Source organism: Thalassotalea sp. ND16A, from assembly GCF_000764205.1.
Classification (GTDB): Bacteria; Pseudomonadota; Gammaproteobacteria; order Enterobacterales; family Alteromonadaceae; genus Thalassotalea_A.
This window is the reverse complement of record NZ_JQDZ01000009.1, coordinates 152,095-177,908: the sequence shown is the minus strand read 5'-3', so window position 1 is coordinate 177,908 and position 25,814 is coordinate 152,095. Positions and strand designations below refer to the sequence as shown.

Sequence of the window (25,814 nt, the reverse complement as noted above, 5' to 3'; positions counted from 1 at the left end):
TTCTTGGGTAAAAAAGTTTGAAAATGGTCGCATAGTGTTTGAAGTTTGGTTATTTCTGTTTTGTGGTGAAATTAATTTAACCAGATTTCAAACACTTACTCAAATATTTGTGGGGATACTTCAGGTTTCAACCTCGCCTAATTACAAGCAAACGAAAAATTAATATCGCTAATCCTTAGATGGTGGAGCCGTGCGGATTGATATATAATCACAGCAAATTATCCAAATAATAAAACAAATCAATTTATTAGCATAACATCGAGAGGCTTATGTATTGTCCATTCTGTTCCGCTACTGATACTAAAGTCATCGACTCACGACTGGTTTCAGACGGCCATCAAGTTAGACGCCGCCGAGAGTGCCTGGAGTGCCGCGAACGTTATACCACCTTTGAATCGGCAGAATTAGTCATGCCGAGGATCATTAAACGAGATGGCTCACGAGAACCCTTTAATGAAGAAAAAATGCGCACTGGTTTATTACGAGCCTTAGAAAAGCGTCCGGTGAGCATCGAAAAAATAGAGTTATCGATAAATACATTAAAATCGAAATTACGGGCAACGGGTGAGCGCGAAATATCTAGTGAAATGCTCGGCAACATCATTATGGATGAGTTGAAAGCTCTGGATAAAGTGGCTTATGTTCGTTTTGCTTCGGTATATCGCTCATTTGAAGACATTCGTGAGTTTGGCGAAGAAATTGCTCGCTTAGGCGATGATGATTAATATCAGGAATACTATTATTAAGAGCGTAGGAAAACGTTGTGGATAAACAGCAACACATTGATGAACTCTTCATGCAAAGAGCCATTGCGCTGGCAAAAAAAGGTGAATATACGACATCACCTAATCCGGCCGTTGGCTGTGTATTAGTAAAAGATGATCAGATGATTGGCGAAGGCTGGCATCAAAAAGCAGGCGAAGGTCACGCCGAAGTTAATGCCTTAAAAGCCGCTGGCAGCAATGCTAAAGGCGCAACCGCCTATGTCACATTGGAGCCATGCAGCCACTTTGGCCGCACACCACCCTGTGCCAAAGGGTTAATTGAGGCAGGCGTAAGTCATGTAGTGATAGCTATGCAAGACCCAAACCCTTTGGTTTCTGGTCGTGGTATCAAAATGCTGGAAGATGCCGGCATCAGTACTAAGGTGGCGGTGCTTGAACAAGCTGCAATGGCGTTAAACCCTGGTTTTATCAAACGTATGCAAACCGGTATGCCATTAGTTCGTTGCAAAGTGGCAGCTAGCCTTGATGGCAAAACGGCAATGAGTAACGGTGAAAGTAAGTGGATCACCGGTAGCGAAGCTCGTCAGGATGTACAGCGCTATCGCGCCAAAAGTTGCGCGATAATTAGCGGTGCCGATACGGTGATAACCGATAATGCCAACTTAAATGTACGTTATCAGGAATTAGGTTTTGCCGTAAATGACATCGAAGAGCAGCAAGTTAGACAACCGGTAAGGGTGATCATTGATACACAAAACCGGTTAACACCAGAGTTGGCGTTATTTAATCAACATACATCGATAATTTTAGTGCGTACAGCACTTGAAAAATGCCATCAGTGGCCACATTTTGTAAAACAGCTAGTGGTGAAAAAGAGTCGCGTTGCCGAACATAAGGGCAAGGCCGACTTAACGGAGTTAGTGGCAAAACTTGCCGAAATGGGCTTTAACAACTTATGGTTAGAAAGCGGTGCTCGCCTGGCGGGGGCATTTCTTCAATCAGGATTAGTTGATGAACTGGTAATGTATCAAGCGCCGAAACTTATGGGTGAAAATGCCCTGGGTTTATTTGATATCAAATCATTAAACCATTTAGTCGATGCCATAGAACTTGAAATTCAAGATATACGCATGATCGGTAAAGACATACGTATTATCAGTAACGTTGAAAACACAAATAAAATACAAAGGCACTAAGTGAATGTTTACCGGAATTATTGAAGCAGTAGGCAAAGTAAAATCGATCAAACTGAACGCGTCAGGTGCTCGAGTGATGATTGCCAGTGGCAACTTAGATCTCAGTGATGTGAAGTTGGGCGATTCTATCGCCACCAACGGCATCTGTTTAACGGTGGTTGATTTAGATGACGCAAGTTATAGCGCCGACGTTTCAAAAGAAACGTTAACCCGTACTGGATTTACCAATTATGCATCTGGCACCAAGGTAAACCTTGAAAAAGCCATGCTACCCACCACACGTTTTGGCGGCCATATGGTCAGTGGCCATGTTGATGGTATTGGAAAAATAACAGCAATAAACACTGTGGGTAATTCGATTGAATATTGGATCGAGTTAGCCGATAACCTAAAGCAATACGTGGCAGAGAAAGGCTCTATTACCGTAGATGGAACATCACTTACGGTGAACAGTGTTGATGAAAACAAGTTTCGTTTAACCATAGTGCCGCACACCACAGAACAAACTATTATTAGTACATACAAAGTAGGGCAATTGGTGAATTTAGAAGTCGATTTAATTGCTCGTTATATAGAAAGGTTATTATTTTGTCGCGAACAGGACTGCAATCAAGCTACCAGTTCCGGTATAAGTAAAGAGTTGTTATTAAATAGCGGTTTTATCAAATAAATTAGAGGTTCAAATGAAATTAAATACCCCACAAGAGATCATTGCAGATATCGCGTTAGGTAAAATGGTTATCTTGATGGATGATGAAGATCGTGAAAATGAAGGCGATTTCATCATGGCTGCTGAAAAAGTAACGCCTGAAGCGATTAACTTTATGGCAACCCATGGCCGCGGCTTAATTTGTATGCCCATGTCTCGTGAAAAATGTGAGAAGCTAGATTTACCATTAATGGTAGATAAAAATGATGCGCAATTCACCACTAACTTCACCGTGTCAATTGAAGCCGCTCGTGGTGTAACCACAGGTATTTCGGCGGCAGACCGAGCAACTACGGTATTAGCGGCTTGTGATAAAGATGCCGATAAGCGCTCCATAGTCCAACCGGGTCATATCTTCCCGCTTATTGCCAAAGACGGCGGTGTACTTAACCGCGCTGGTCACACCGAAGCTGGTGTTGATTTGGCGAGCATGGCAGGCTGTGAACCGGCAGCGGTAATTGTTGAAATTCTGAATGAAGATGGCACCATGGCGCGCCGTCCTGATTTAGAAATTATCGCCAAAAAACACGATGTAAAAATGGGCACCATTGCCGATTTAATCGAGTACCGTAATACCACCGAAACTACGATTACTCGAGTAAGCGAATGCAAACTTCCGACTCAATTTGGTGAGTTTGATTTAGTATCGTTCACCGATACCATCGACGGTCAAACGCATTTTGCCTTAACTAAAGGTGAGATCAAAGCTGATCAGCCAACGCTAGTTAGAGTGCATTTAGAAAACACTTTCCGAGATTTATTATTCTCGACTCGTGACAGTAAAAACACTTGGCCAATAGGCCATGCGCTGGAAAAAATAGGCAAAGAAGGTGGTGTTCTGGTCTTACTGGGCAAACACGAATCACCGCAACAACTCATTCAACAAGTTGAGAAATACGACAAGCAAGATCAGGGTATTGAAATCAACGAAGTAAACAAACATGTTGGCTCACGTAACGTCGGTGTTGGATCACAAATTCTAGCAAACCTTGGCGTACATAAAATGCGTTTACTTAGCTCACAAACCAAATACCACTCTTTATCAGGCTTTGGCTTAGAGATTGTTGAATACATCTCTGACTAAGTTTGTTTAATTACAAGTGCTGTTAAAAACATAAACCTGAATATCTATTCGGGTTTTTTTACTTTTGAATCTTAACTAATGCTGAACATAATCAGGTTGTAACTGCAACTCAGAGCTAATTTACGACCATCATGAAGTTAAGGTAAAACGCAATTCCAAACTTGTTTTGGGATCACCTCGAACGTGTCAAAGGTGCCCAGACTGTGTGAAAATACCTTTAGATATTACTAATTTATTCTGCTGTTAATATTGGGTGAGCGTAGCAAACCAAAATTTTCAAATTGAGCTATATCTTCTTTTTAAAGCTGAAATAGAACAATCACGACACGCCACATAATCCTAGTAAAAACCTTTTAGTAACCCACTATCCATTCCGCTTCGAGCCTTTGCTAGTTCTTTACCTGCTGGACAACTATAAACATCCTTCGCGGCATCATATTTCAAATGAGATATATGGAAGATACCTTTTTTGTCTGCCCCTGAAGTATCACTTTTTGGTACTAGTGGGTCAGCACCAATATCTATTGTCGCTTACGCTATATGATAGACAGCTGACCTATGAATTAACGAATGACAGATGCATAACGATGAGGGAGTTTCAAGTGGCAGTTAACTTACGCCAAGCTAAAACTGGTTTGATGTTTCATAGTGACAATGCCTCACAATGTAGTAAGCGTTTTCAGAGCTTTCATAATCGTCGAAATACTATTGTATCAATGAGTGTTTAGGTGATTGTATAGATAATGCCGTTGTGGAGAGGTTTTTCGGTAGCTAAAAAAATGAATGGTTGTTAGATGTATATCATCTCACTCAAAATAGGTAAGCAAATTAACGGTGCAAAGGATATTAAATATTACAACTCTGAACGGCTGCATAAGACTTTAAATGATATGTCGCCAATTGAGTTTGTAAATATAAAAGAAAAGCGTGTGATCTGACTGGATCAGATCAGTCCAAACTTCTGTTAATAGTAATATATTCATCGGGGGAAATGACCTCTGGGGAATAACTACCCTTCCCAGAGGTTGGTTTATAACGCTCAATCAATGTAATTTTTTAGTCACTTTGAACACGTCGTACAGCATGTTGCCATCCGTCATATAAGCTATCGCGTTTAGATTTATCAAATGTAGGCTCAAAGCGTTTTTCCCGTAACCACAAAGACTCTAAATCCTCCAAAGAATTAAACATCCCTGCTTTCAGTCCGGCAAGGTAGGCTGCCCCCAGTGCTGTAGTTTCGGTCACTTCGGGCCTGTCTACTGTTGCCCCCAATATGTCAGCAAGAAATTGCATCACCCAATTATTTGCCACCATACCGCCATCCACACGTAATGCAATGGGTCGTTCACCATCACTTTCCATCGCTTTTTGTAAATCTTTGGTTTGATAACAAACCGATTGTAAACCAGCGGTAACAATTTCTTTAATGCCAGTATCTCGAGTCAAACCAAAGATGGCACCACGGGCATTGGGATCCCAATACGGTGCCCCCAACCCAGTAAATGCAGGCACTAAATAAACGCCATGATCTACGGGTGTTTTCTGGGCTAGAGGTTCTGTTTCCCCCGCAGCATCAATGAGTTTTAAGCCATCTCGTAACCATTGAATGGTCGCACCGGCGATAAATATACTACCTTCCAATGCATAGGTCACTTTACCGTTAAGACGATAAGCGACGGTTGATAATAACCTGTTCTCCGACTTTAAAGGGCTATCACCGGTATTTACTATCATAAAACAACCAGTACCATAGGTACTTTTCGCCATCCCCTCACGAAAGCAGGTTTGACCAAATAGTGCTGCTTGTTGATCGCCGGCAATACCTAAAATAGGCATTTCACTTCCCATGATTTCTTTATCAGTCATGCCGAAGTTATCAGAAGAGTCCATCACCTCAGGTAACAGCGAATGAGGGATACCGAATATGCTTAACAGTTCATCATCCCATGCTTGGGTATGTATGTTAAAGAGCATGGTACGTGACGCATTTGTTGCATCTGTTCTATGCTCTTTGCCTCCGGTTAACTTCCATAACAGATAACTATCAACGGTGCCAAACGCCAATTCACCATTTTCAGCTCGCGTTCGAACACCGGGTATATTGTCAAGGATCCAACGTATTTTTGTTGCTGAAAAATAGGGGTCGATCAGCAACCCTGTTTTTTCACTGATGACGTTTTCAAAATCATCAGATTTTAATTGCTGACAAAATTCACTGGTGCGGCGATCTTGCCAGACAATAGCGTTATATACCGGCTCGCCAGTTTTTCTATCCCATATCAGAGTGGTTTCTCGTTGATTAGTAATGCCAATGGCTTTAACCGCATCACAATTTTCATCAATTTTGGCAATAACGTTTTGGCAGGTACGCTTTACTGTTTGCCATATATCATTCGGTTCGTGTTCAATCCAACCATCATTGGGAAAAAGTTGGGGGAATTCTTCTTGGGCAGAAAACACACTTCGACCTTCGTTATTAAATAAAATCGCTCGAGAGCTTGTTGTGCCTTGATCAATAGCCAGAATATAGTCAGTCATGCAAAATCCAGGTTGTTTGTTAAACTTCCATTAAGTTTTCATTAAGGTTCGAATATGTTCACTTTATAACCTTTATGAAATAATTACAATATCATAAATTGTAATATTTGCTAAAATTGTTTTCTAATGTCAAAAATACTGGCAAAATAGCTAAGTTATCGCTGCAATGTTCTTTTTAATTCAAAGTGCTTTGTATCAAAATTGAGTGTTCTAACCGGTAAAGTATAAATATAATGACTCAACAGCAACGCCAAGCATTAATTCTTGAAAAAATTCACCAAAGTGGTTTTGTCACTATTGACGAGTTGGTAGATCATTTTAAAGTGACGCCGCAAACCATTCGTCGTGACCTTAATCAATTAGCAAAAGTCCAGAAAATTTCCCGTCATCATGGTGGTGCCGGGATAGAGTCTAGTACCGTGAACACGGATTATCAAACACGAAAAATCATGGATCTTCAAGCCAAGGAAAAGATTGCCGCGGAGTTGGTTCGTATGATACCTAATGGTGCATCCCTTTTTATTAATATTGGCACCACAACTGAAACCATTGCACGTGCTTTGTTGGAACATCAAGGCCTGCAGATAGTAACCAATAACTTAAATGTAGCTTCAATTCTTGGCGCCAAAGAAGACTTTTCGGTGGTCATAGCTGGTGGCGAGGTTAGGCACAGAGATGGTGGCGTTATTGGCGAAACGACTGAAGAGTTCATCAAAAAATTCCGCATGGATTTTGGCATTATTGGTATCAGTGGTATTGATTTACAAGGCTCACTTTTAGATTTTGATTACCGAGAAGTTAGAGTAGCGCAAGCGATTATCGCAAACTCGAGGCAAGTGCTTTTAGCCGCTGATCACACAAAGTTTGGTCGCAATGCTATGGTTCGATTAGGTAACATTAATCAAGCAAACCATTTTTTCACGGATGCTACGCCACCCTCAGAGATACAACAAATTCTATTAGAGCATAACGTAAACTTACATTTAGTGTAAGTCTGGCCATTTCATTCAGCTGCATCATCAATGCATCTAGTTTTGCCAAGCAACACTGGGTAACTATCTGTCTCAAAATTTTCTTTTCGTTGGTCACATTTTCACTCAACTCATCAGTTAATCGCCTTTTTCCGTATCAGCATTTCTTTTTGTAATTATTATTGTCGTATTCAATTAAAAACAAATGTTCGTTTATATTCGTTTTTTTGTTGATATATGTTCGATTTAGGGGTATTGTACAGAAAATCAACATTTGAACATTAGATAAAGGTAAGTGCTCAGCAAGTTAGACTTAAAGTCGAAATTCTTCTTGGCACATAAAAAGAGAATTCTATGAACGGAAAAAATGATATTCATGACCTATTGGTCATTGGAGGAGGGATCAACGGTGTAGGTATTGCTGCCGACGCCGCGGGTAGAGGATTAAATGTCTTACTTTGCGAAATGAATGATTTAGCATCATCCACCTCGTCAAATAGCAGTAAGCTCATTCATGGTGGTCTTCGTTATTTGGAATATTATGAATTTCGTTTAGTGCGAGAAGCTCTTGCTGAACGAGAAGTGCTATTGAAAAATGCTCCTCATATTATAAGACCATTACGTTTTCGATTACCTCATCGCCGACATTTACGCCCGTCATGGATGATCAGAATAGGTCTATTTATGTATGATCACTTAGCTAAACGCGTAACATTAAAAGGTTCGCATGGCATTAAATTTGGTAAAAACAGTCCTGTCGTTGATGAAATAACTAAGGGGTTCGAATATTCTGATGCCTCGGTTGATGATGCTCGTTTGGTGGTGCTAAATGCCATAGCCGCGAGAGATAAAGGCGCACGTATTATGACACGCACCCGTTGTTCTAACGCTAAGAGAGTGGGTGATATTTGGGAAGTAACCTTACACGATAATTTAACTGGTCAACAACAGGTTGTTAAAACTAAAGCCTTAGTAAATGCTGCAGGTCCATGGGTGACCAGCTTTTTTGATGACGCATTGAAAACTCGTTCACCTAAACAAATTCGTTTGATTAAAGGTAGTCACATCATAGTACCGCGTATTCATACTGAGTCGCAGGCATATATTTTACAGAATGAAGATAACCGTATTGTCTTTGTTATTCCTTATGAAGATGACTTTTCTCTGATCGGTACTACTGATGTAGAGCATATAGGCGATCCGGCCACGGCATGTATATCAAAAGAAGAAACTGACTATTTAATTTCTGTAGTCAACGGGCACTTTAAGCATCAAATATCGACCAAAGATATTGTTGCAACTTATTCTGGAGTACGTCCGTTACTTGATGACGAATCAGACTCGCCGGAAGCAGTCACTCGCGATTATACCTTTGAAGTGGATTCCCCCCAAGGAAAAGCGCCTTTATTGTCAGTATTCGGTGGCAAGATCACTACCTATCGTAAACTTGCTGAAGCAGCAGTAAACGGCATTATTGAACATTTTCCTGACGCTGGGGCAAGTTGGACAGCTGATGCCGCGTTGCCAGGTGGCGATTTTGACAATCAACACAATTTACAAACTAGCCTGCAACGTCAATACAACTGGTTACCACCTAAAATAATCAATCGTTATGTACGCTCCTATGGCATGTTAAGTCACGAAATTTGTGCTGGTCTTAACTCGCTTGATGAAATGGGCCAACATTTTGGCGCGGGTCTTTATCAACGAGAAGTTGAGTATTTAATCGAACACGAATGGGCGCTTGATATGGAAGACATAATCTGGCGTCGCAGCAAACTAAGCTTGCAGTTAACCCAAGTAGAAAAAATTGCTTTGGCGAATTTTATTGCAAGTTATACCGACAACAGCACCGTAGATTTATCGGATAAATTACAACTAAAACAGGCCTAGCTTATCCATCATAGCTGCCCAAGTAAAGCAATAGCGTTGGCTCGTTTCATACGGTCTAACGCTAGTCTTTAAACAACAAACAGAGAAAATTTATGACAATTCGAGTAGCAATAAACGGTTATGGTCGCATTGGCCGTAACATTTTACGAGCACTGTATGAATCTAATTATCGTAACGATATTGAAATCGTGGCGATTAATGATCTAGGCGATACGGCCTTTAATGCCCATCTTACCAAGTATGATTCAGTACATGGTCGTTTTCCTGGCTCAGTAGCAGTTAAAGGTGAGAATATTATTATTAATGGCGACGAAATCGTCACGCTTTCCGAGCGCGATCCGCGTCAATTGCCTTGGCAAAAAATGAACATTGATGTGGTTTATGAGTGTACTGGTTTTTTTACCAGTCGCGATAAAGCCATGGGACATATTGAAGCCGGGGCGACAAAAGTGATTATCTCAGCCCCGGCTAATGATGCCGATGCTACGGTTGTTTATGGCGTAAACGACGATGTTTTAACGGCTGAAAGTCAGATCATTTCAAATGCATCGTGTACTACCAATTGTCTGGCTCCCGTTGCCAAAGTACTAAATGATGCGATAGGTATTGAGCAAGGTTCGATGACAACGGTGCATGCCTACACCAATGATCAAAATTTAAACGATGTTTATCATAGTGATATTTATCGAGCACGTTCAGCAACTCAATCGATGATCCCAACCAAAACTGGCGCAGCGCAAGCGGTTGGCTTAGTGTTGCCTGAATTAGACGGTAAACTCGATGGCATGGCAGTACGTGTGCCAACGGTAAACGTATCCTTGGTCGATTTCACTTTTATAGCGAGTCGCGATACCACTCTTGAAGAAATCAATAATAGTATCAAAGCTGCAGCGCAAGGACCCATGTTAGGCGTACTAGCGTATAACGAAGAACCACTGGTTTCGGTTGATTTTAACCATATTGCAGAGTCGTCAAACTTTGATGCGACACAAACACGTGTTAACGGTCGCTTAATCAAAGTAATGGCTTGGTATGACAATGAATGGGGCTTCTCTAATCGTATGCTCGATAATACGCTGGCCTTGATGGCCGCGTGTCGTATTGATACTAAAAATTTAACAGGAGATGCCGCATGATCAGACGTACCAAAATAGTTGCAACTCTTGGTCCTGCAACAGACGATCCCGTGGTGCTTGAACGATTGATCCTAGCGGGTGTTAATGTCGTTCGTTTAAACTTTTCTCATGGTAAAGCAGAAGATCATCAACTACGTGCCGATTTGGTGCGTGAATTTGCGCATAAAAATGGCCGAACCGTCGCCATTTTAGGAGATTTACAAGGTCCAAAAATCCGCATTGCACAATTTAAGCTTGGACCGATAACGCTTAACCTGGGTGACCGTTTTAATCTTGATGCATCCCTAGATAAAACGGCCGGTAATCAATATCAAGTAGGGTTGGACTACACCAGTTTGCCTGAGGAAGTCGTGCTGGGAGATCGTTTATTATTAGACGATGGGCGAGTCGTACTGCAAGTGGAAGCAATTAACGGCAGTTGTATCGAAACCAGCGTCGTTGTGGCAGGTAAGTTGTCAAACAACAAAGGCATAAATCGTGAAGGCGGAGGCCTTTCTGCAGGTGCTTTAACCGAAAAAGATTTTAATGATATCGAATTGGCAGCGCAAATTAACGTTGATTATTTGGCGGTATCTTTTGTTCGTTGCCCAGACGATTTACATCAAGCACGAGCGGCTTACCATAAAGCAAGTAATGGCGGTCGAGTTGACATAGTATCTAAAATTGAACGTGCTGAAGCGGTGGCGGATAACGATTTACTCGATAGCATTATTGTCGCCTCTGATGTGGTTATGGTGGCTCGCGGTGATTTAGGTGTCGAAATCGGTGATGCAAAGCTTATTGCGGTACAAAAGCATTTGATCAAACGCTCCCGTGCTTTGCAAAAAGTAGTTATTACCGCAACACAAATGATGGAATCGATGATAGAAAGCCCGTTACCAACACGAGCTGAAGTGTTTGATGTAGCGAATGCCGTATTGGATGGCACCGACGCGGTGATGTTATCCGGTGAAACTGCTGCGGGTGGTTTTCCGGTCGAAGCCGTTGAGGCGATGGACAGGATTATTATGGGGGCAGAATGTCACCCTCAATCTCATGTCTCTGAACATCGCTTACACGAAAATTTTACTGCCGCCGACGAATCCGTAGCAATGGCAACTATGTACACTGCCAATCACTTATCCGGCGTAAAAGCTATTATTAGCTTAACTGAGACCGGAAATACCCCATTATTGATGTCACGTATTAGTTCACGTATTCCAGTGTTTGCTTTTACTCACCAACAAAAAACGGAAAATCGAGTCGCTCTTTATCGAGGTGTTGTGCCAGTGACTTATGACTTCGACACTATCTCTTTTGAGCAAGTTAACCAAAGTGTGGTGAATGAATTAGTGGGTCGAGGTGAAGTTGTCGAAGGCGATTGGGTCATCATTTCTAAAGGCGATTTTTGTAATGTGCATGGTGGCACTAATGCAATGAACATAGTGCGAGTAAAAGGTTAATCACAAATGCGGGTCAGCAAGGTTAATTTCTGGCTGGTGAAAACAACTATTTTTCACAGATAAACACTGTGTATACAGAGGCAAAAATATGACTAATATCAGTAAAATTATTGCTAGAGAAATTCTTGATTCTCGCGGTAACCCTACCGTAGAAGCTGACGTTGTGTTAACCTCTGGCTTAGTGGGGACGGCCTGTGCACCATCGGGTGCCTCGACCGGATCGAGAGAAGCATTGGAGCTCAGAGATGGTGACAATACACGCTTTCATGGTAAAGGTGTATTAAAAGCGGTTGCTGCGATTAACGGACCGATTAACCAAACCTTGCTTGGATTTGATGCGTTAAATCAACACGCGATTGACCAAACCTTGATTGAGCTTGACGGTACTGAGAATAAATCTAGTTTAGGCGCTAACGCCATTCTCGCTGTTTCACTGGCGGTTGCTAAAGCCGCGGCCTTGGCAAGAGAGTTACCACTATATCAACACTTGGCTGACTTGTACGGTAGTACAGAAGAGTTATCCTTGCCGTTGCCTATGATGAATATCATTAATGGCGGTGAGCATGCGGATAATAATATTGATATACAAGAATTTATGATCCAACCCGTGGGCGCAAAAAACTTTCGTGATGGCTTGCGCATGGGCGCCGAAGTTTTTCAACAACTGAAAAAAGTCTTAGCCGCACGAGGACTCAATACTGCCGTTGGTGATGAAGGGGGCTTTGCGCCAAACTTAGCATCTAATGAAGAAGCCTTGGTGGTGATTAAAGAAGCGGTTGAGCAGGCCGGATATCATCTAGGGCAAGACTTTACCCTTGCCCTGGATTGTGCGGCGAGTGAGTTTTATCAACAAGGGCGTTATCAACTTTCCGGTGAAAATAAATCGTTTGATGCCATAGGGTTTTCTGAGTATTTGGCGGAATTAACCGAAAAATACCCGATAGTTTCCATTGAAGATGGTCTGGATGAAAGTGATTGGCAAGGTTGGGAGTATTTAACGAAAAGGTTAGGGGATAAGATTCAGTTAGTCGGAGATGATCTTTTTGTTACCAATACAAAAATTCTGAATCAAGGCATCGAAATGAAAATTGCAAATTCTATCCTGATAAAGTTTAATCAAATTGGCACCTTAACAGAAACCTTTGCGGCCATTAATATGGCTCAATCTGCAGGTTATACTGTGGTGATTTCACATCGTTCTGGTGAAACGGAAGATACCACTATTGCTGACTTAGCGGTTGCGACTTGCACCGGACAAATTAAAACAGGCTCTTTATCTCGTTTTGATCGTGTTGCTAAGTACAATCGTTTGTTGCGTATTGAAGAAGAACTTAGTGGTCAACATAGTTATAACGGACTGGCGGAAGTTTATGGTCAAGCGGGTTATCAGTTATGAGGCAGCCTCTGATCATCGGTAATTGGAAAATGAATGGCAGTTTAACCGAGAATGAAAAACTGTTGAATACCATAAGTACATCACTTATTACTATCGAAGGCATCGAGATTGTTGTTTGCCCTCCATCACTGTACATGGCACAGGTAAAGCAGCAGTTATCAAAAACCAAGATTAAGCATGGCGCTCAAAATGTCAGTGAATTTCAATCAGGTGCTTATACGGGGGAAATTTCAACGTCAATGTTGGGTGAACTTGGTTGCTGTTTTGTATTGCTCGGGCATTCGGAGCGAAGAGCACTTTATCACGAGAATGATGCACAAATAGCCGATAAGTTTTCCGCGGCAGTTAAGGCGAACATTAGGCCGGTACTGTGTGTCGGGGAAACGCTGTCACAACGTCAATGCGGTGAAACATTTTCAGTGATTGCTAAGCAAATAAAAACCGTAATTGAGCAAGTGGGTATTGAAGCGTTCGCTCAAGCCGTGGTTGCTTATGAACCCGTTTGGGCGATAGGCACTGGCGAAACCGCAACCCCTGAACAAGCACAAGCAGTGCATGCTAACATTCGTCATCAGTTAGCTGAGTACGATGTAAACATTGCTAACCGCATTCACATTATTTACGGAGGCAGTGTTAATGCGAGCAATGCCCAGGCGTTGTTTATGCAACAGGATATTGATGGTGGTTTAGTTGGCGGCGCTTCACTCAATAGTGATGAATTTGTAAAAATATGCCAAGCCACTAATGAGATATTTTAACCGTATGTGCATATACCCGTCGCCATTCAAAGTGCAGGATTTCAGTGGGAATTAAAAGTGATTTAGGCAAGGTATTAAATTTAGAGAATGGTTATTCCATTGTTAAAATTCATAGCGCTGCATAAATCACTTTTAAACCCATCGAAGAAGCGTTTGAGCAATCCCACTTCTTCGTTGCATCTATTTGTAAGGGAATAACCATTACTGTATAGATGCGCCTTGGATTGGAATCGCTCAAGCGCTCTGAAACCTGCATCTTGAATGGTGACGGGTATATAAGGTTAACTTTACAGTTCGAATTGATTGAGGCTTTTAATGTTAAATTAACAGCCTTTTTTAATATTTATGGCAAAGATTAATCGGTTTCAAACTGACAATATACGTTTACGTAATGATGATATAAAAACAAACTTTTATGATTTCTCTATAGGAAGCTCCGTTGGCTGAGTAAAAGGGTGATAATTTGATTATGATCAAGTACCATGAATATATGCGCTGACAGTTCAGGGCAATTATCATAGTATGTTCATGTTAATAAATAATAGAAAATAATAGAGTAGCCCAATGTCGATAGTTTTGGAAAACCTATGGCACGAGATGGACGGTGAAACGCGTATCCGTAATGTAAATATTACATTGAAACCCGGTTCCTTCAACGTAATTTTAGGCAAGAAAGGAGCTAAAAAAGCCGGTAAATCGACTTTGATGCGGTTAATTGCAGGACTAGAAACTCCTTCTAAAGGTCGTATTTTAATAAATGGTGTCGATGCGGCGAATGTGCCAGTGCAGCAACGTAATGTCTCTATGGTTCACCATCAATTCATTAATTATCCTCATTTAACGGTCAGAGACAATATTGCTTCTCCTTTGCGAGTTGCAGGACTTAAAAAAGAAGAAATTGCAAGCAAAGTTAATTCTGTTGCCAAATTATTGCACATTGAATCTTGCCTAGACCGCTATCCGCAAAAACTGTCAGGTGGTCAACAACAACGAACCGCGATGGCACGTGCCTTAGTAAAAGACGCGAGCATAATTTTATTGGATGAACCTTTAGTAAATCTTGACTATAAACTGCGGGAAGAATTACGCAGCGAAATAAGAAATTTGTTAGCTACTCGAAATACCATTGCCATATACGCAACCACTAACCCTAAAGTTGCGATGGCGTTAGGAGGTACAACAATATTAATGCACGAAGGTCAGGTTATTCAAATGGGCTTAGCTGCAGATGTTTATAACCGGCCTTGTAATGTTAATGCCGCGAAATTTTGTAGCGATCCAGAAATTAACATCATAGACGCTTGCATTGCAGACAACGAAGTTATATTTGCAGATGTTTTACGGTTTCCATTAAATCGACAAATTGATGCTTTACCGGGTGGAAATTATCGTTTTGGTATTCGGCCGAGTCACCTGAAATTTGTACCAACGAATGACGATGATATCGAAATGTCTATGCGAGTTGATTTGGCTGAAATTAGTGGTTCTGAAACCATCATCAGAGTATCTAATAATCATTTTAATTTAGTGATGCACCTTGCTGGAGTACACGAATATAATACCGATACACCAATAAAAGTTTACATCCCGGTTCATAAATTTTTTATTTTTGACATGGATGACAATTTGATTCAAGCGCCCTCTTTACCGTTTCAAGAGAGTAAATCTTATCAATACAGTGAGTTTGACTTAACGAACGCCAAATTCTTTTAGTCGTTTATATAGAGTGTTGCGGCTAATATTTAAAGCTTTCGCCGTTTTTGATATGTTGCCTTTATTTTGATGAAAGGTATTAATGAGTTCGGTTTGATTGTCTACGCTATCATCACGAGTTGCTATCGGCTCAGACGTTACATCAGCTTGTCCATGGTGAATATTATCTTCGGTCTTTTGATAACTATTAGTTTGCTTGATATCTTCAAAAAAATCATCGGGCAAATGTTTTGTTTCGATGACGTTTCCATCAGACATAGCCTGTGCAATTTGGATCACACTAACTAATTGTCGGATATTACCAGGCCATGGGTGTTGAGAAAATAATTTAATAATTTCTGTGGACAGTTTTTGGCTATTAGCGGCATTACTGTACATATCATTTATCTGATGGAAAAGTTGTTTTCTATCCGTCCGTTCTCGTAATGAGGGTAACTCTAAGTTTAAGCCACTGACCCGGTAATAGAGATCTTGGCGAAATGTCCCGCTTTCTACATCTTCTCTCAAACTCCGGTTAGTCGCCGAGATAAGTTTTATATCTACGTGGTAGTTTTCAGTTGAGCCTAAAGGGGTTACTTTTCTTTCTTGTAGAACTCGTAACAATCGACTTTGTACCTTGAGTGGCATTTCACCAATTTCATCGAGAAACAGAGTGCCTTTATGTGCTTTGCGAATAAAGCCTATAGCACCCTTCGTTGATGCCCCGGTAAAAGCCCCTTTTTCATAACCAAAAAGTTCTGACTCAACCAGATCGCTAGGGATTGCTGCACAATTAACCGCAACAAGAGGATGTTTATGCCGTTGGCTGCTCTGATGTAAAGCTTTGACAAAAACTTCTTTCCCGACGCCTGTTTCGCCATGTATTAAAATTGGGATGTCTTTATTAATAATTCGTTCAGCTTGTTCAATACAGCGAGATACCTTTTCATCACCGAAACCAAATTGAGATAAAGGAATAATGTCAGGATCTGGTTTTGATTTAAGTCTTTCGCGATAGTCTACTGCTTGTATTGCTTTTTTAATTGGCGCCTTGGTAAAACCATGCATCTGGTATTTGCCCATAGCTTTAAAAGAAAAAGGCAGGTTAGATGGTTGATTTTTAAATTGTTCTAAACTGATATCGAAGATATCTGCAATGTTTGCTAAGGCAAGATCGTAACAAAGGAGTATTTCAGCGCGGCGGTTAGCTGAAATGATGGTTCCGCCTTCATTAAATACGATTAAACCAGACCATTGGCTATCTAAATTGTCGAAGTTTGTATTAAAAGTAAATAAGAAATTATCCTCACTGAAAGTACTAATGATTAATCGGTTTTCAATACTTTGCGACATCAATTTTACCATGCCAAGGGTATGTGATTGCGGTAAATAAGAATCGGTAGAAATATCTAGCACCCCGAGTAAGGTGCGATTCACATCATAAATAGGGGCGGCAGAGCCTATCATAAAGCGGTTAGCTTTTAGAAAATGATCATCTCGTTGAATTTGTACCGCGGTTCCGCAAGCCAGTGCCGTGCCTATTGCGTTAGTACCGTTTTTCTTCTCTTTCCAATCAATGCCTTTTTTAAACAGTGCTCTTTGAGGAGGAGCCAGAAAACGTTTATCTCCCCAGCTGTTTAATGCCTGTCCCTGGTTATCGGTAAGCAAGATCAAACACTGGGTATTCGAAAGAATATTTTCGTAATAAGGCAGCACTTCAGTGCCCGTTGTTTGGATCAAATTGTAGTATTCTTCGTTTAGAGAGTTTTGATCACCCACGCCTAACCGTTGTAATTCAGGTTGATTTGATTGCTCTAAGCCAAAAAGTTCACAGCGTTTCCAAGATGCTTTTATTTGTTCGTTGTTGCTCACCTGATTTTCCTCAATCTTTAAATGTTGGCATATGTTCAGTGTTCAACAGTGTATTTCAACAATAAATTACAACTTCCAGTGTAATTTATAAGCGTTTTAGCTATCTCAGTCAACTGAAAAGTATGCTTTTAGGAGTCGTATTTTCTTTTTGTTATCATCTTGTTTTTATAATGGTATAAAAAACAAGTGGTTAAGTTATTTTGTTTTTCAGTGGGCATTACTGAAATTATCATTTTATTTTCTGCCTATTTATCTTGCTATCCGTTTTCGCCATTGATGGCTATTTAGTGCTAATTGTTCAAATGAACACAAATAATTGTTTACGGCCAAATGTATTGAACACTTTTGAACAGTTTTTGATAAGTGTGAACAGTGTTATTTTATGCGGGTACATCGAATAAATAGTCAATTAAGACTATTTAACCCCTTAATAAACAATACGTTAAGTGGTTGGTGGTAATTTGTTTACAAATTTATTACATTTTGGCTTAAAGGTTGCAGCGTTAGGATTATGAAAATAATTTTGTTCATTAATTTGCAAAGTTCTATGCAAAACCAATATGAATAGGAGGAGTCAACCATATGTCATTAGTTTTAGAAAACATAGAGTACGTTGTAGATGGGGATACCTATCTTTCAGACATTAATCTCAAATTGGAACCAGGGTCATTTAATGTCCTTTTGGGTCGAACACTCGCGGGAAAAACATCGCTTATGCGGCTGATGGCTGGCTTAGATAAACCAACGTCAGGACATATCTATATGAATGGTCAAGATGTGACCAATATCGCTGTGCAGAAAAGAAATATTTCCATGGTCTATCAGCAGTTTATTAATTACCCCAATTTAACGGTTCGGGAAAACATTGCATCCCCACTGCGATTGGCAAAGATCAAAGAATCTGAAATTACTAAACGGGTTAATGAAACCGCTGCTATCCTGCAAATTGAGCCTTTTTTAGACCGATACCCGCTTGAATTGTCGGGTGGTCAACAGCAACGTACTTCTATGGCTCGAGCCTTAGTTAAAGATGCCAGTATAATTTTATTTGATGAGCCATTAGTTAATCTTGATTACAAATTACGAGAAGAATTAAGAGCAGAATTAAGAGATTTATTTGAAGAGCGCAATACGATTGCCATTTACGCAACGACTGAACCTAATGAAGCATTGGCGCTAGGTGGTGTAACTTCACTACTTCATGAGGGCCGCGTGATACAAAGTGGTCCTGCATCTAAAGTGTACCGTCAGCCGGTAAATGTTGATGCCGCAAAACTCTATAGTGAGCCTGCGATTAATCTTATTCCAGGGCGACTAAGCAACAATGAAGTGACCTTTGATGAATCAGTACATTTTCCAATAGACCAAGATTTAAGTCGAATCCCACCGGGCGATTATTTATTTGGTGTCCTACCGAGTCATATCGGCTTAGTTCCTAATAGTGATGACGACCTGGAATTATCAATGCGCATGCAGTTGGCTGAAATTAGTGGTTCTGAAACTTATATGCATGTGATTAATGATCATTTCGAATTGGTTATTCAATTGTCTGGGGTAATTAGCTATCACATTGGGGATGAAATCAAAGTATATTTACCTACCCATAAACTTTTAGTGTTTGATCTTGATGGCAATACCATTCAAACAGCATCTCAACAGACCAAGAGGTAATACATAATGGCTGAAATACATTTAAAATCATTAGCCCATAGCTACTCTAAAGATGCGAGTAAACCATCTGATTATGCGATTAGAGAAATGGATCATGTTTGGGAACATGGTGGTGCCTACGCATTACTTGGACCCTCAGGGTGTGGTAAGAGTACGTTATTGAATATCATGTCTGGCTTGTTATCGCCTTCCAATGGCAAGGTATTATTCGATGGGGTTGAAGTGAATCATATACCCCCTGAAGATCGTAATATTGCCCAAGTTTTTCAATTTCCTGTTATTTATGATTCGATGACTGTTTTTGATAATTTGGCATTCCCATTGCGCAACATGAAAACACCTGAGGTTCAAGTACAGCATAGGGTTCATGAAATCGCTGAAGTGCTTGAGCTAACGCCACTTTTAAAGCGCAGGGCGAGTAATTTAACCGCCGATGAGAAACAAAAAGTTTCGATGGGACGGGGCTTAGTTCGCAGTGATGTTTCGGCAATTCTGTTTGATGAGCCATTGACGGTTATTGACCCCCAGCTCAAATGGAAATTGCGTCGTAAACTGAAGCAAATCCATGAGCAGTTCAACATCACCATGATTTATGTTACTCACGATCAGTTAGAGGCTTCAACTTTCGCTGAAAAAATAGCGGTAATGTACGATGGCCAAATTGTGCAGTTTGGTAGCCCACGTGAATTGTTTGAACGTCCAAATCATGCTTTTGTTGGCTATTTTATCGGTAGTCCAGGGATGAACTTTATTGAAGTACAACGCAGTGCTAACGGAGTTCAATTTGGCAATACGCAAGTGAATTTAGAGCCTGAGCTGGTTGAGTTACTTAGCAAAATTCCGAGTAACAATATCAAGGTTGGAATTCGTCCGGAATTCATTCAGGTATGGGATGAGCCAAATCATGATGCATATTGTTGTGATCTTGTTCATGTTGCCGACTTGGGCACATACAAAATACTTGATTTAAAATTAAACGGGCAAGAGTTAAAAGTTCGTCTCGAAGAAGATCGACAGGTACCAAAGGGTAAAGTGTACATTAGTTTTCCTGAACAGTGGTTGAAGCTATATGTTGATGAATTCTTGGTAGAACTACCTGAAGAGTTCGAAGGAGAAAGCGCATGAACAAGATAACCAATAACAAAGCATGGTGGCTTGTCTTACCGGTTTTTTTACTAGTGGCATTTTCGGCAATTGTGCCAATCATGACCGTGGTCAATTATTCGGTACAAGATATCTTTGACCAAAATACAGCGTATTTTGTTGGCGCCGAATGGTATCGAGAAATGTTGCGCAGCCCGCGCTTACTTGACTCACTGTTGCGCCAATTTAGTTATTCATTTTCTGTGTTGTTGATTGAAGTTCCACTCGGTATTGCCGTTGCGCTAATGATGCCAGCAAAAGGTCGAATGGCTTCGGTTAGTTTAATACTCGTTGCCATACCGTTATTAATTCCTTGGAACGTAGTCGGCACTATCTGGCAAACGTTTAGCCGTGAAGATATTGGCTTATTCGGCTGGGCCGTGAATTCTATAGGCATCGATTATAACTATGCATCAAATGCAAGCGATGCCTGGTTCACCGTACTATTAATGGATGTTTGGCACTGGACATCATTGATTGCTTTACTTTGTTATTCGGGTTTGCGAGCAATACCGGAAGCCTTTTATCAAGCCGCACGTATCGACCGTGCATCAAGCTGGGCAATCTTCCGCTACATTCAGTTACCCCGTTTAAAAAGTGTGCTGGTAATCGGTGTGTTATTACGATTTATGGATAGCTTTATGATCTATACCGAACCATTTGTTTTGACAGGTGGCGGACCAGGTAACTCCACCACTTTTCTAAGCCAGGCGTTAACTAAAATGGCAATAGGTCAGTTTGATTTAGGACCTGCAGCAGCTTTTTCACTGATTTATTACTTAATAGTGTTATTAGTCTGTTACCTGTTCTTTACCGTCATCAACCTTCAAGACAAAGCAAAATAAGGAGTATTCCATGCAAATGAATAAACGTAAAACACTAGGCATGACCGCTTACTTATTATTTCTATTGACGCCTATTTATTGGTTGCTCAATATGTCATTTAAGCAAAATGATGAAATACTTGGTGCCCTAACTTTGTGGCCAAGTAACTTTACCTTCGACAATTATATTACCATATTCAGTGATCCAAGTTGGTACATGGGCTATGTGAATTCGATGATATATGTTGGCATGAATATGGTCATCACATTAACCGTAGCGTTACCTGCAGCTTATGCTTTTAGTCGCTATAAATTTGTTGGTGACAAACACTTATTCTTTTGGTTACTGACCAATAGAATGGCACCACCGGCTGTTTTTTTATTGCCTTTCTTTCAACTTTATTCGTCAGTAGGCTTATTCGATACGCATATAGCAGTAGCACTTGCCCATTGTCTATTCACCGTTCCGTTAGCGGTATGGATTTTAGAAGGGTTCATCTCTGGTGTACCACGTGAAGTTGATGAAACTGCGTTTATTGATGGCTATAGCTTTCCACGATTTTTTATTCGGATCTTTCTCCCGATGATCCGTTCAGGTATTGGTGTGACGGCATTCTTCTGTTTTATGTTTTCTTGGGTCGAGTTATTACTTGCGAGAACGTTAACCTCTGTAGAAGCAAAGCCTATTGCCGCCATTATGACTAGAACGGTTGGTGCTGCGGGTATCGATTGGGGCTTATTATCTGCCGCAGGCATCTTAACCATCATCCCTGGAATACTAGTGATTTGGTTTGTACGAAATCATGTTGCCAAGGGTTTCGCCCTAGGCCGTGTTTAAGAAATTTTAGGAGAAATATTATGAATTGGATGGCATGGACTGAACTAACCGCAGCCTTCTTTAGTGTTATTGCAGTAATACTGGTGTGCATGACGGTGTATGAAATCAAAGTTCCTTGTACAGAACGTAAAGGGTTTCTTCCGATTAGTACGACTCGAGGCGATCGACTTTTTATTGGCCTATTGAGCAGTGCTTATATTCATTTAGCATTTTTGGCCTTTACTGAATTAAGTCTGATGATTGCGTTAGCGCTATCGACTATATGGCTAGCGGTATTACTACGCTGGGGATAAATCAAAACTAGCAATGTGTATGAGGGAAGTCATTGCTGGGAAAATTAAACATATCGATTTAATTAACAACATCGATATGTTTAAAGGCTGGAGCCAATAGAGTCAATTAACGTTTGTTAACGGAAACTATTTACCTAGCCTTATCTGTTGGCTAATACCAACGAAAGTGCTGGAAATATGAACAAGGTAGCAATTGATACATATTTCCAGCGATCAATCACAATCTAAAATAAAATGAGAGTTATCATGAAAGAGAATAGACCAAAGAAGATTGTATTACTAGTCGCAGCTATGCTGAGCGTCGGAATAGCTTTGCCTGCGTTAGCGAATCAATCTCTTACGACAGCAAATAAATGGTTGGATAAGGAATTTACCCAGTCCACCTTAAGTAAAAATGAACAACTAGAAGAACTGAAGTGGTTTATTGAAGCTGCTAAACCATTCCAGGGTATGACAATCAACGTTGCGTCAGAAACCATCGCAACACATACTTATGAATCTAAGGTTCTGGCCAAAGCATTTGAAGAAATCACAGGCATCAAGGTTAATCATGACTTGATCCAAGAAGGTGATGTCGTTGAAAAATTACAAACTCAAATGCAATCGGGCCGTAATATCTATGATGCCTACATCAATGATTCAGATTTAATTGGCACCCACTTTCGCTATGGCAAAGTTGTTCCAATTTCAGATATGATCGAGAATGAAGCGGCAGATTATACCCTACCAACACTAGATATTGATGATTTTATCGGATTAGACTTTACCACCGGACCAGACGGAAAATTATATCAATTACCGGATCAACAGTTTGCTAACTTATACTGGTTTCGTGCCGATTGGTTTGCTCGTGATGATTTAAAGAAACAATTCAAGGACCGTTATGGTTACGCATTAGGAGTGCCAGAAAACTGGTCTGCCTATGAAGATATTGCTGACTTCTTTACCAACCATGTGAAAATGATTGATGGTGAGCGTGTATATGGTCATATGGACTATGGTAAAAAAGATCCGTCACTTGGATGGCGTTTCACTGATGCTTGGTTCTCAATGGCGGGCGCTGGTGATAAAGGGTTACCAAATGGTTTACCTGTAGATGAATGGGGTATTCGTGTAGAAGGTTGTCGACCAGTAGGCTCTAGTGTAGCTCGAGGTGGTGCAACTAATGGGCCAGCAGCCGTTTTTGCAACAACTAAATATGTGGATTGGTTAAACGATTATGCGCCACCACAAGCACAAGGTATGACATTCTCTGAAGCTGGTCCTGTGCCTTCACAAGGTAATATTGCTCAGCAAATATTTTGGTATACCGCTTTTACTGCAAGTATGACAGATAAAGGTTTAGCCGTTGTAAATGAAGATGGTACACCTAAATGGCGTATGGCTCCTTCACCAAAAGGTCCATATTGGGAAGAAGGGATGAAACTTGGTTATCAAGATACTGGTGCCTGGACTTTCATGAAATCTACACCAGAAAAGCGTCGTTTAGCGGCGTGGTTATATGCACAGTTTACTGTTTCTAAGACCGTTTCATTGAAAAAAACCTTAGTTGGCTTAACCCCTATTCGTGAGTCTGACTTGAACTCTCAAGCGATGACAGATGCCGCCCCGAAATTAGGTGGGTTAGTTGAGTTTTACCGTAGCCCTGCGCGTAAAAACTGGACTCCTACAGGAACTAACGTTCCAGATTATCCTAAGTTGGCGCAACTTTGGTGGCAGAACATTGCTGAAGCAGCAAGTGGTGAGAAAACTCCACAACAAGCACTCGATAATTTAGCCGCTGCACAAGACAAAGTCATGCAACGTTTAGAGCGTGCCAATGTTCAAGGCGAATGTGGTCCGAAACTGAATAAAAAGAGTGATCCTAGCTACTGGTTGAATAAACCAGGTGCTCCAAAAGCCAAGCTAAGTAATGAAAAACCTCAAGGCAAAACCATTGCTTATGATGAGTTACTAAAAAGCTGGCGCGCCGAATAACTAAACAGTAACCCTTTATAAAAATAATTATCCGCTCCTCAAGTAATTTTGGGGCGTGGATTAACACAGGCAAATTTTATCAACAGAGTTCAACAATGAGCTTCGCCTTGTTAATCGAAACACTATATTCAGGAAGTAATACTATGAAAAAATTAGATAATTTAAATAAAACACAACAGACAACAAAATTGAGCTGTGCGATGGCATTGGCTTTGGCAACGATAACGATGTCAACTTCGGCTACTGCCGCGGTTGTTATTGAAAGTGAGTCAGGATGGGAAACCAGTATGAGTGGCTCAATACCTGTATTTGTGGTGAGCTCAGATCACGATGGTGAAGAAAGCGGTGTACGTGTTCAATCTGGCTTTAATCCCGCTAACTTGAACTTTCATGTGGCCGCACCCAAATTGGCCAATGGTTTAACTGTTTCAGGCCACTTTCAAATAGATACTCATCTACAAGGCAGTAGAGGTCAACAAAATGGTGGTCAATTTGAAAGTCGTGTTGCGAACATTAAAATAGCTGGTGATTTTGGCTCTGTTGTTGTGGGTAAAGATTTTGGTGTGTTCAATAGCTCAGCGATCGGTGATAAAGCAAGTCAAGGCGGCGTTGGTTGGTTAGGCGGTGGAGCGGATACCGGGAATGCAACGGGTGGCCGTATCGGCACCGGTTATGTTTATGCCAACTTTAATCCACAGGTAAAGTATGTTTCACCTAATATGAATGGATTAGAATTTAAAGTGGCGATGATCAATCCTGAAGAGCCACAAGATGCAGCCATTGAAACCGATTCACCACGTTTTGAAGGACAAGTTAATTATGGCACCAACTTCAGTGCAGGTAGTGTTAAATTATGGGCTGGTTTCTTACAACAAAACGTTTCCGTTCAAGGTGCTTCTTCATTTGACTACGATTTGGAAGGGTTTGATGTGGGGACACACATCGACCTAGGTGGTTTTGGTTTAACATTATCTTATACCGACACTACAGGTATAGGCGCAGACGGTTTATACGGTGGTACGATCAATGATGCTGATGTTGACGCAACACAATGGTATGTTGAAGCCGATTACACCTTTAATAAAACTACCGTTGGCTACAGTTATGGTGAAGGACACCAAGATAGTAGAGCCGCAGATGCAACAAGAGGACTCGCTGCTGTAGCAGAAGTTGATAATGAATTATCAATGCTATTTGTTCATTATCAAATGACTCCACAATTTCGTTTAATTGGTGAAGTACAGGATTATCAATCTGATGTGCAGGCCGACTACGATGCGATCGTGTTTGGCTTTCAATTTGATTTTTAATTCAATCTTGCCATATTGTTAACCGTCCTTTTAACATATGGCTTTTGTTGTTGACTTGAAGTACGAAGACCCCAACCCTTTATTCGGATGGTCAACTTTTGCAAATGAACAGGGAGTATTACCTTTCTAAGTTGGTAATGCATGCGCTATTTGTCTGTTCTGTGTTGCCTGCGCTTTTTGCGCAGGCTTTTTTTAACTAGCCATAATAGCATTAAATAAATTCCAACTAAAAAACTGTAATTATAAAAGCGAGTTTTTAGATTTTATTTCTATAAATTATCTACATAAACCTTAAGGGTATTGTCACAATACACGGATTATAAATGACCAATTATCCTGGGTTAAT

20 protein-coding genes are annotated in these 25,814 nt (G+C 40.7%); 18 read left to right on the top strand and 2 right to left on the bottom strand.

Annotated features, from left to right (window positions below; all coding sequences use genetic code 11):
• Positions 1-269 precede the first annotated feature (269 nt).
• From nrdR to ribBA, 4 genes are all read left to right on the top strand, one after another.
• Entirely contained in the window at positions 270-725 is a 456-nt protein-coding gene (gene nrdR / locus ND16A_RS16905) for a transcriptional regulator NrdR (RefSeq protein WP_033076012.1), read from the top strand.
• A 71-nt stretch (positions 726-796) separates the two neighbouring features.
• Positions 797-1,921 (top strand): bifunctional diaminohydroxyphosphoribosylaminopyrimidine deaminase/5-amino-6-(5-phosphoribosylamino)uracil reductase RibD, encoded by a 1,125-nt coding sequence (gene ribD / locus ND16A_RS16910; RefSeq protein WP_052072806.1) that lies wholly within the window; start codon positions 797-799, stop codon positions 1,919-1,921.
• 4 nt (positions 1,922-1,925) lie between these two features.
• Entirely contained in the window at positions 1,926-2,591 is a 666-nt protein-coding gene (locus tag ND16A_RS16915; protein ID WP_033076010.1) for a riboflavin synthase, read from the top strand.
• A gap of 13 nt (positions 2,592-2,604) precedes the next feature.
• Positions 2,605-3,714, top strand: a complete 1,110-nt coding sequence (gene ribBA, locus ND16A_RS16920) for a bifunctional 3,4-dihydroxy-2-butanone-4-phosphate synthase/GTP cyclohydrolase II (protein WP_033076009.1) — start codon at positions 2,605-2,607, stop codon at positions 3,712-3,714.
• Between the two features lie 1,056 nt (positions 3,715-4,770).
• Here the strand turns inward: ribBA and glpK are convergent.
• On the bottom strand, positions 4,771-6,252 hold the full coding sequence (glpK, locus tag ND16A_RS16925) for a glycerol kinase GlpK (protein ID WP_033076008.1): 1,482 nt from the start codon (positions 6,250-6,252) through the stop codon (positions 4,771-4,773).
• Between the two features lie 233 nt (positions 6,253-6,485).
• Between glpK and ND16A_RS16930 the strand changes: the two genes are divergently transcribed.
• From ND16A_RS16930 to ND16A_RS16960, 7 genes are all read left to right on the top strand, one after another.
• On the top strand, positions 6,486-7,244 hold the full coding sequence (locus ND16A_RS16930; RefSeq protein WP_033076007.1) for a DeoR/GlpR family transcriptional regulator: 759 nt from the start codon (positions 6,486-6,488) through the stop codon (positions 7,242-7,244).
• Between the two features lie 333 nt (positions 7,245-7,577).
• Positions 7,578-9,116, top strand: coding sequence for a glycerol-3-phosphate dehydrogenase (glpD, locus tag ND16A_RS16935; protein WP_052072801.1), 1,539 nt, complete (start codon positions 7,578-7,580; stop codon positions 9,114-9,116).
• A 92-nt stretch (positions 9,117-9,208) separates the two neighbouring features.
• Positions 9,209-10,252 carry a type I glyceraldehyde-3-phosphate dehydrogenase gene (gene gap, locus ND16A_RS16940; RefSeq protein WP_052072800.1) on the top strand — a complete coding sequence of 348 codons (1,044 nt, stop codon included), beginning with the start codon at positions 9,209-9,211 and terminating at the stop codon, positions 10,250-10,252.
• Complete coding sequence (gene pyk / locus ND16A_RS16945; RefSeq protein ID WP_033076006.1) at positions 10,249-11,694, top strand: pyruvate kinase; 1,446 nt, start codon at positions 10,249-10,251, stop codon at positions 11,692-11,694. The genes gap and pyk overlap by 4 nt, the downstream gene beginning before the upstream one ends.
• An 88-nt stretch (positions 11,695-11,782) precedes the next feature.
• Positions 11,783-13,090, top strand: coding sequence for a phosphopyruvate hydratase (gene eno / locus ND16A_RS16950; protein ID WP_033076005.1), 1,308 nt, complete (start codon positions 11,783-11,785; stop codon positions 13,088-13,090).
• On the top strand, positions 13,087-13,848 hold the full coding sequence (gene tpiA, locus ND16A_RS16955) for a triose-phosphate isomerase (protein ID WP_033076004.1): 762 nt from the start codon (positions 13,087-13,089) through the stop codon (positions 13,846-13,848). Before eno ends, tpiA begins: the two co-directional genes overlap by 4 nt.
• A 564-nt stretch (positions 13,849-14,412) precedes the next feature.
• Positions 14,413-15,561 (top strand): ABC transporter ATP-binding protein, encoded by a 1,149-nt coding sequence (locus ND16A_RS16960; protein ID WP_081945423.1) that lies wholly within the window; start codon positions 14,413-14,415, stop codon positions 15,559-15,561.
• Here the strand turns inward: ND16A_RS16960 and ND16A_RS16965 are convergent.
• The gene (locus ND16A_RS16965) at positions 15,538-17,412 is read right to left on the bottom strand and encodes a sigma-54-dependent Fis family transcriptional regulator (RefSeq protein ID WP_033076003.1); all 1,875 of its coding nucleotides are present in this window, start codon (positions 17,410-17,412) and stop codon (positions 15,538-15,540) included. The two genes, ND16A_RS16960 and ND16A_RS16965, sit on opposite strands and share 24 nt — an antisense overlap.
• A gap of 582 nt (positions 17,413-17,994) precedes the next feature.
• Between ND16A_RS16965 and ND16A_RS16970 the strand changes: the two genes are divergently transcribed.
• From ND16A_RS16970 to ND16A_RS17000, 7 genes are all read left to right on the top strand, one after another.
• Positions 17,995-19,083: an ABC transporter ATP-binding protein gene (locus ND16A_RS16970; RefSeq protein ID WP_033076002.1), complete on the top strand. Its 1,089-nt coding sequence runs from the start codon at positions 17,995-17,997 to the stop codon at positions 19,081-19,083.
• 6 nt (positions 19,084-19,089) lie between these two features.
• Positions 19,090-20,208, top strand: a complete 1,119-nt coding sequence (locus ND16A_RS16975) for an ABC transporter ATP-binding protein (RefSeq protein WP_033076001.1) — start codon at positions 19,090-19,092, stop codon at positions 20,206-20,208.
• The gene (locus ND16A_RS16980) at positions 20,205-21,071 is read left to right on the top strand and encodes a carbohydrate ABC transporter permease (protein ID WP_033076000.1); all 867 of its coding nucleotides are present in this window, start codon (positions 20,205-20,207) and stop codon (positions 21,069-21,071) included. Before ND16A_RS16975 ends, ND16A_RS16980 begins: the two co-directional genes overlap by 4 nt.
• Before the next feature lie 10 nt (positions 21,072-21,081).
• Positions 21,082-21,888, top strand: coding sequence for a carbohydrate ABC transporter permease (locus ND16A_RS16985; RefSeq protein WP_033075999.1), 807 nt, complete (start codon positions 21,082-21,084; stop codon positions 21,886-21,888).
• Positions 21,889-21,908: 20 nt separating this feature from the next.
• Positions 21,909-22,181 (top strand): DUF2160 domain-containing protein, encoded by a 273-nt coding sequence (locus ND16A_RS16990; RefSeq protein WP_033075998.1) that lies wholly within the window; start codon positions 21,909-21,911, stop codon positions 22,179-22,181.
• 246 nt (positions 22,182-22,427) lie between these two features.
• Complete coding sequence (locus tag ND16A_RS16995) at positions 22,428-24,158, top strand: ABC transporter substrate-binding protein (RefSeq protein WP_052072799.1); 1,731 nt, start codon at positions 22,428-22,430, stop codon at positions 24,156-24,158.
• 143 nt (positions 24,159-24,301) lie between these two features.
• Positions 24,302-25,468, top strand: coding sequence for a porin (locus ND16A_RS17000; RefSeq protein WP_235281942.1), 1,167 nt, complete (start codon positions 24,302-24,304; stop codon positions 25,466-25,468).
• The last annotated feature ends 346 nt before the right edge of the window (positions 25,469-25,814 follow it).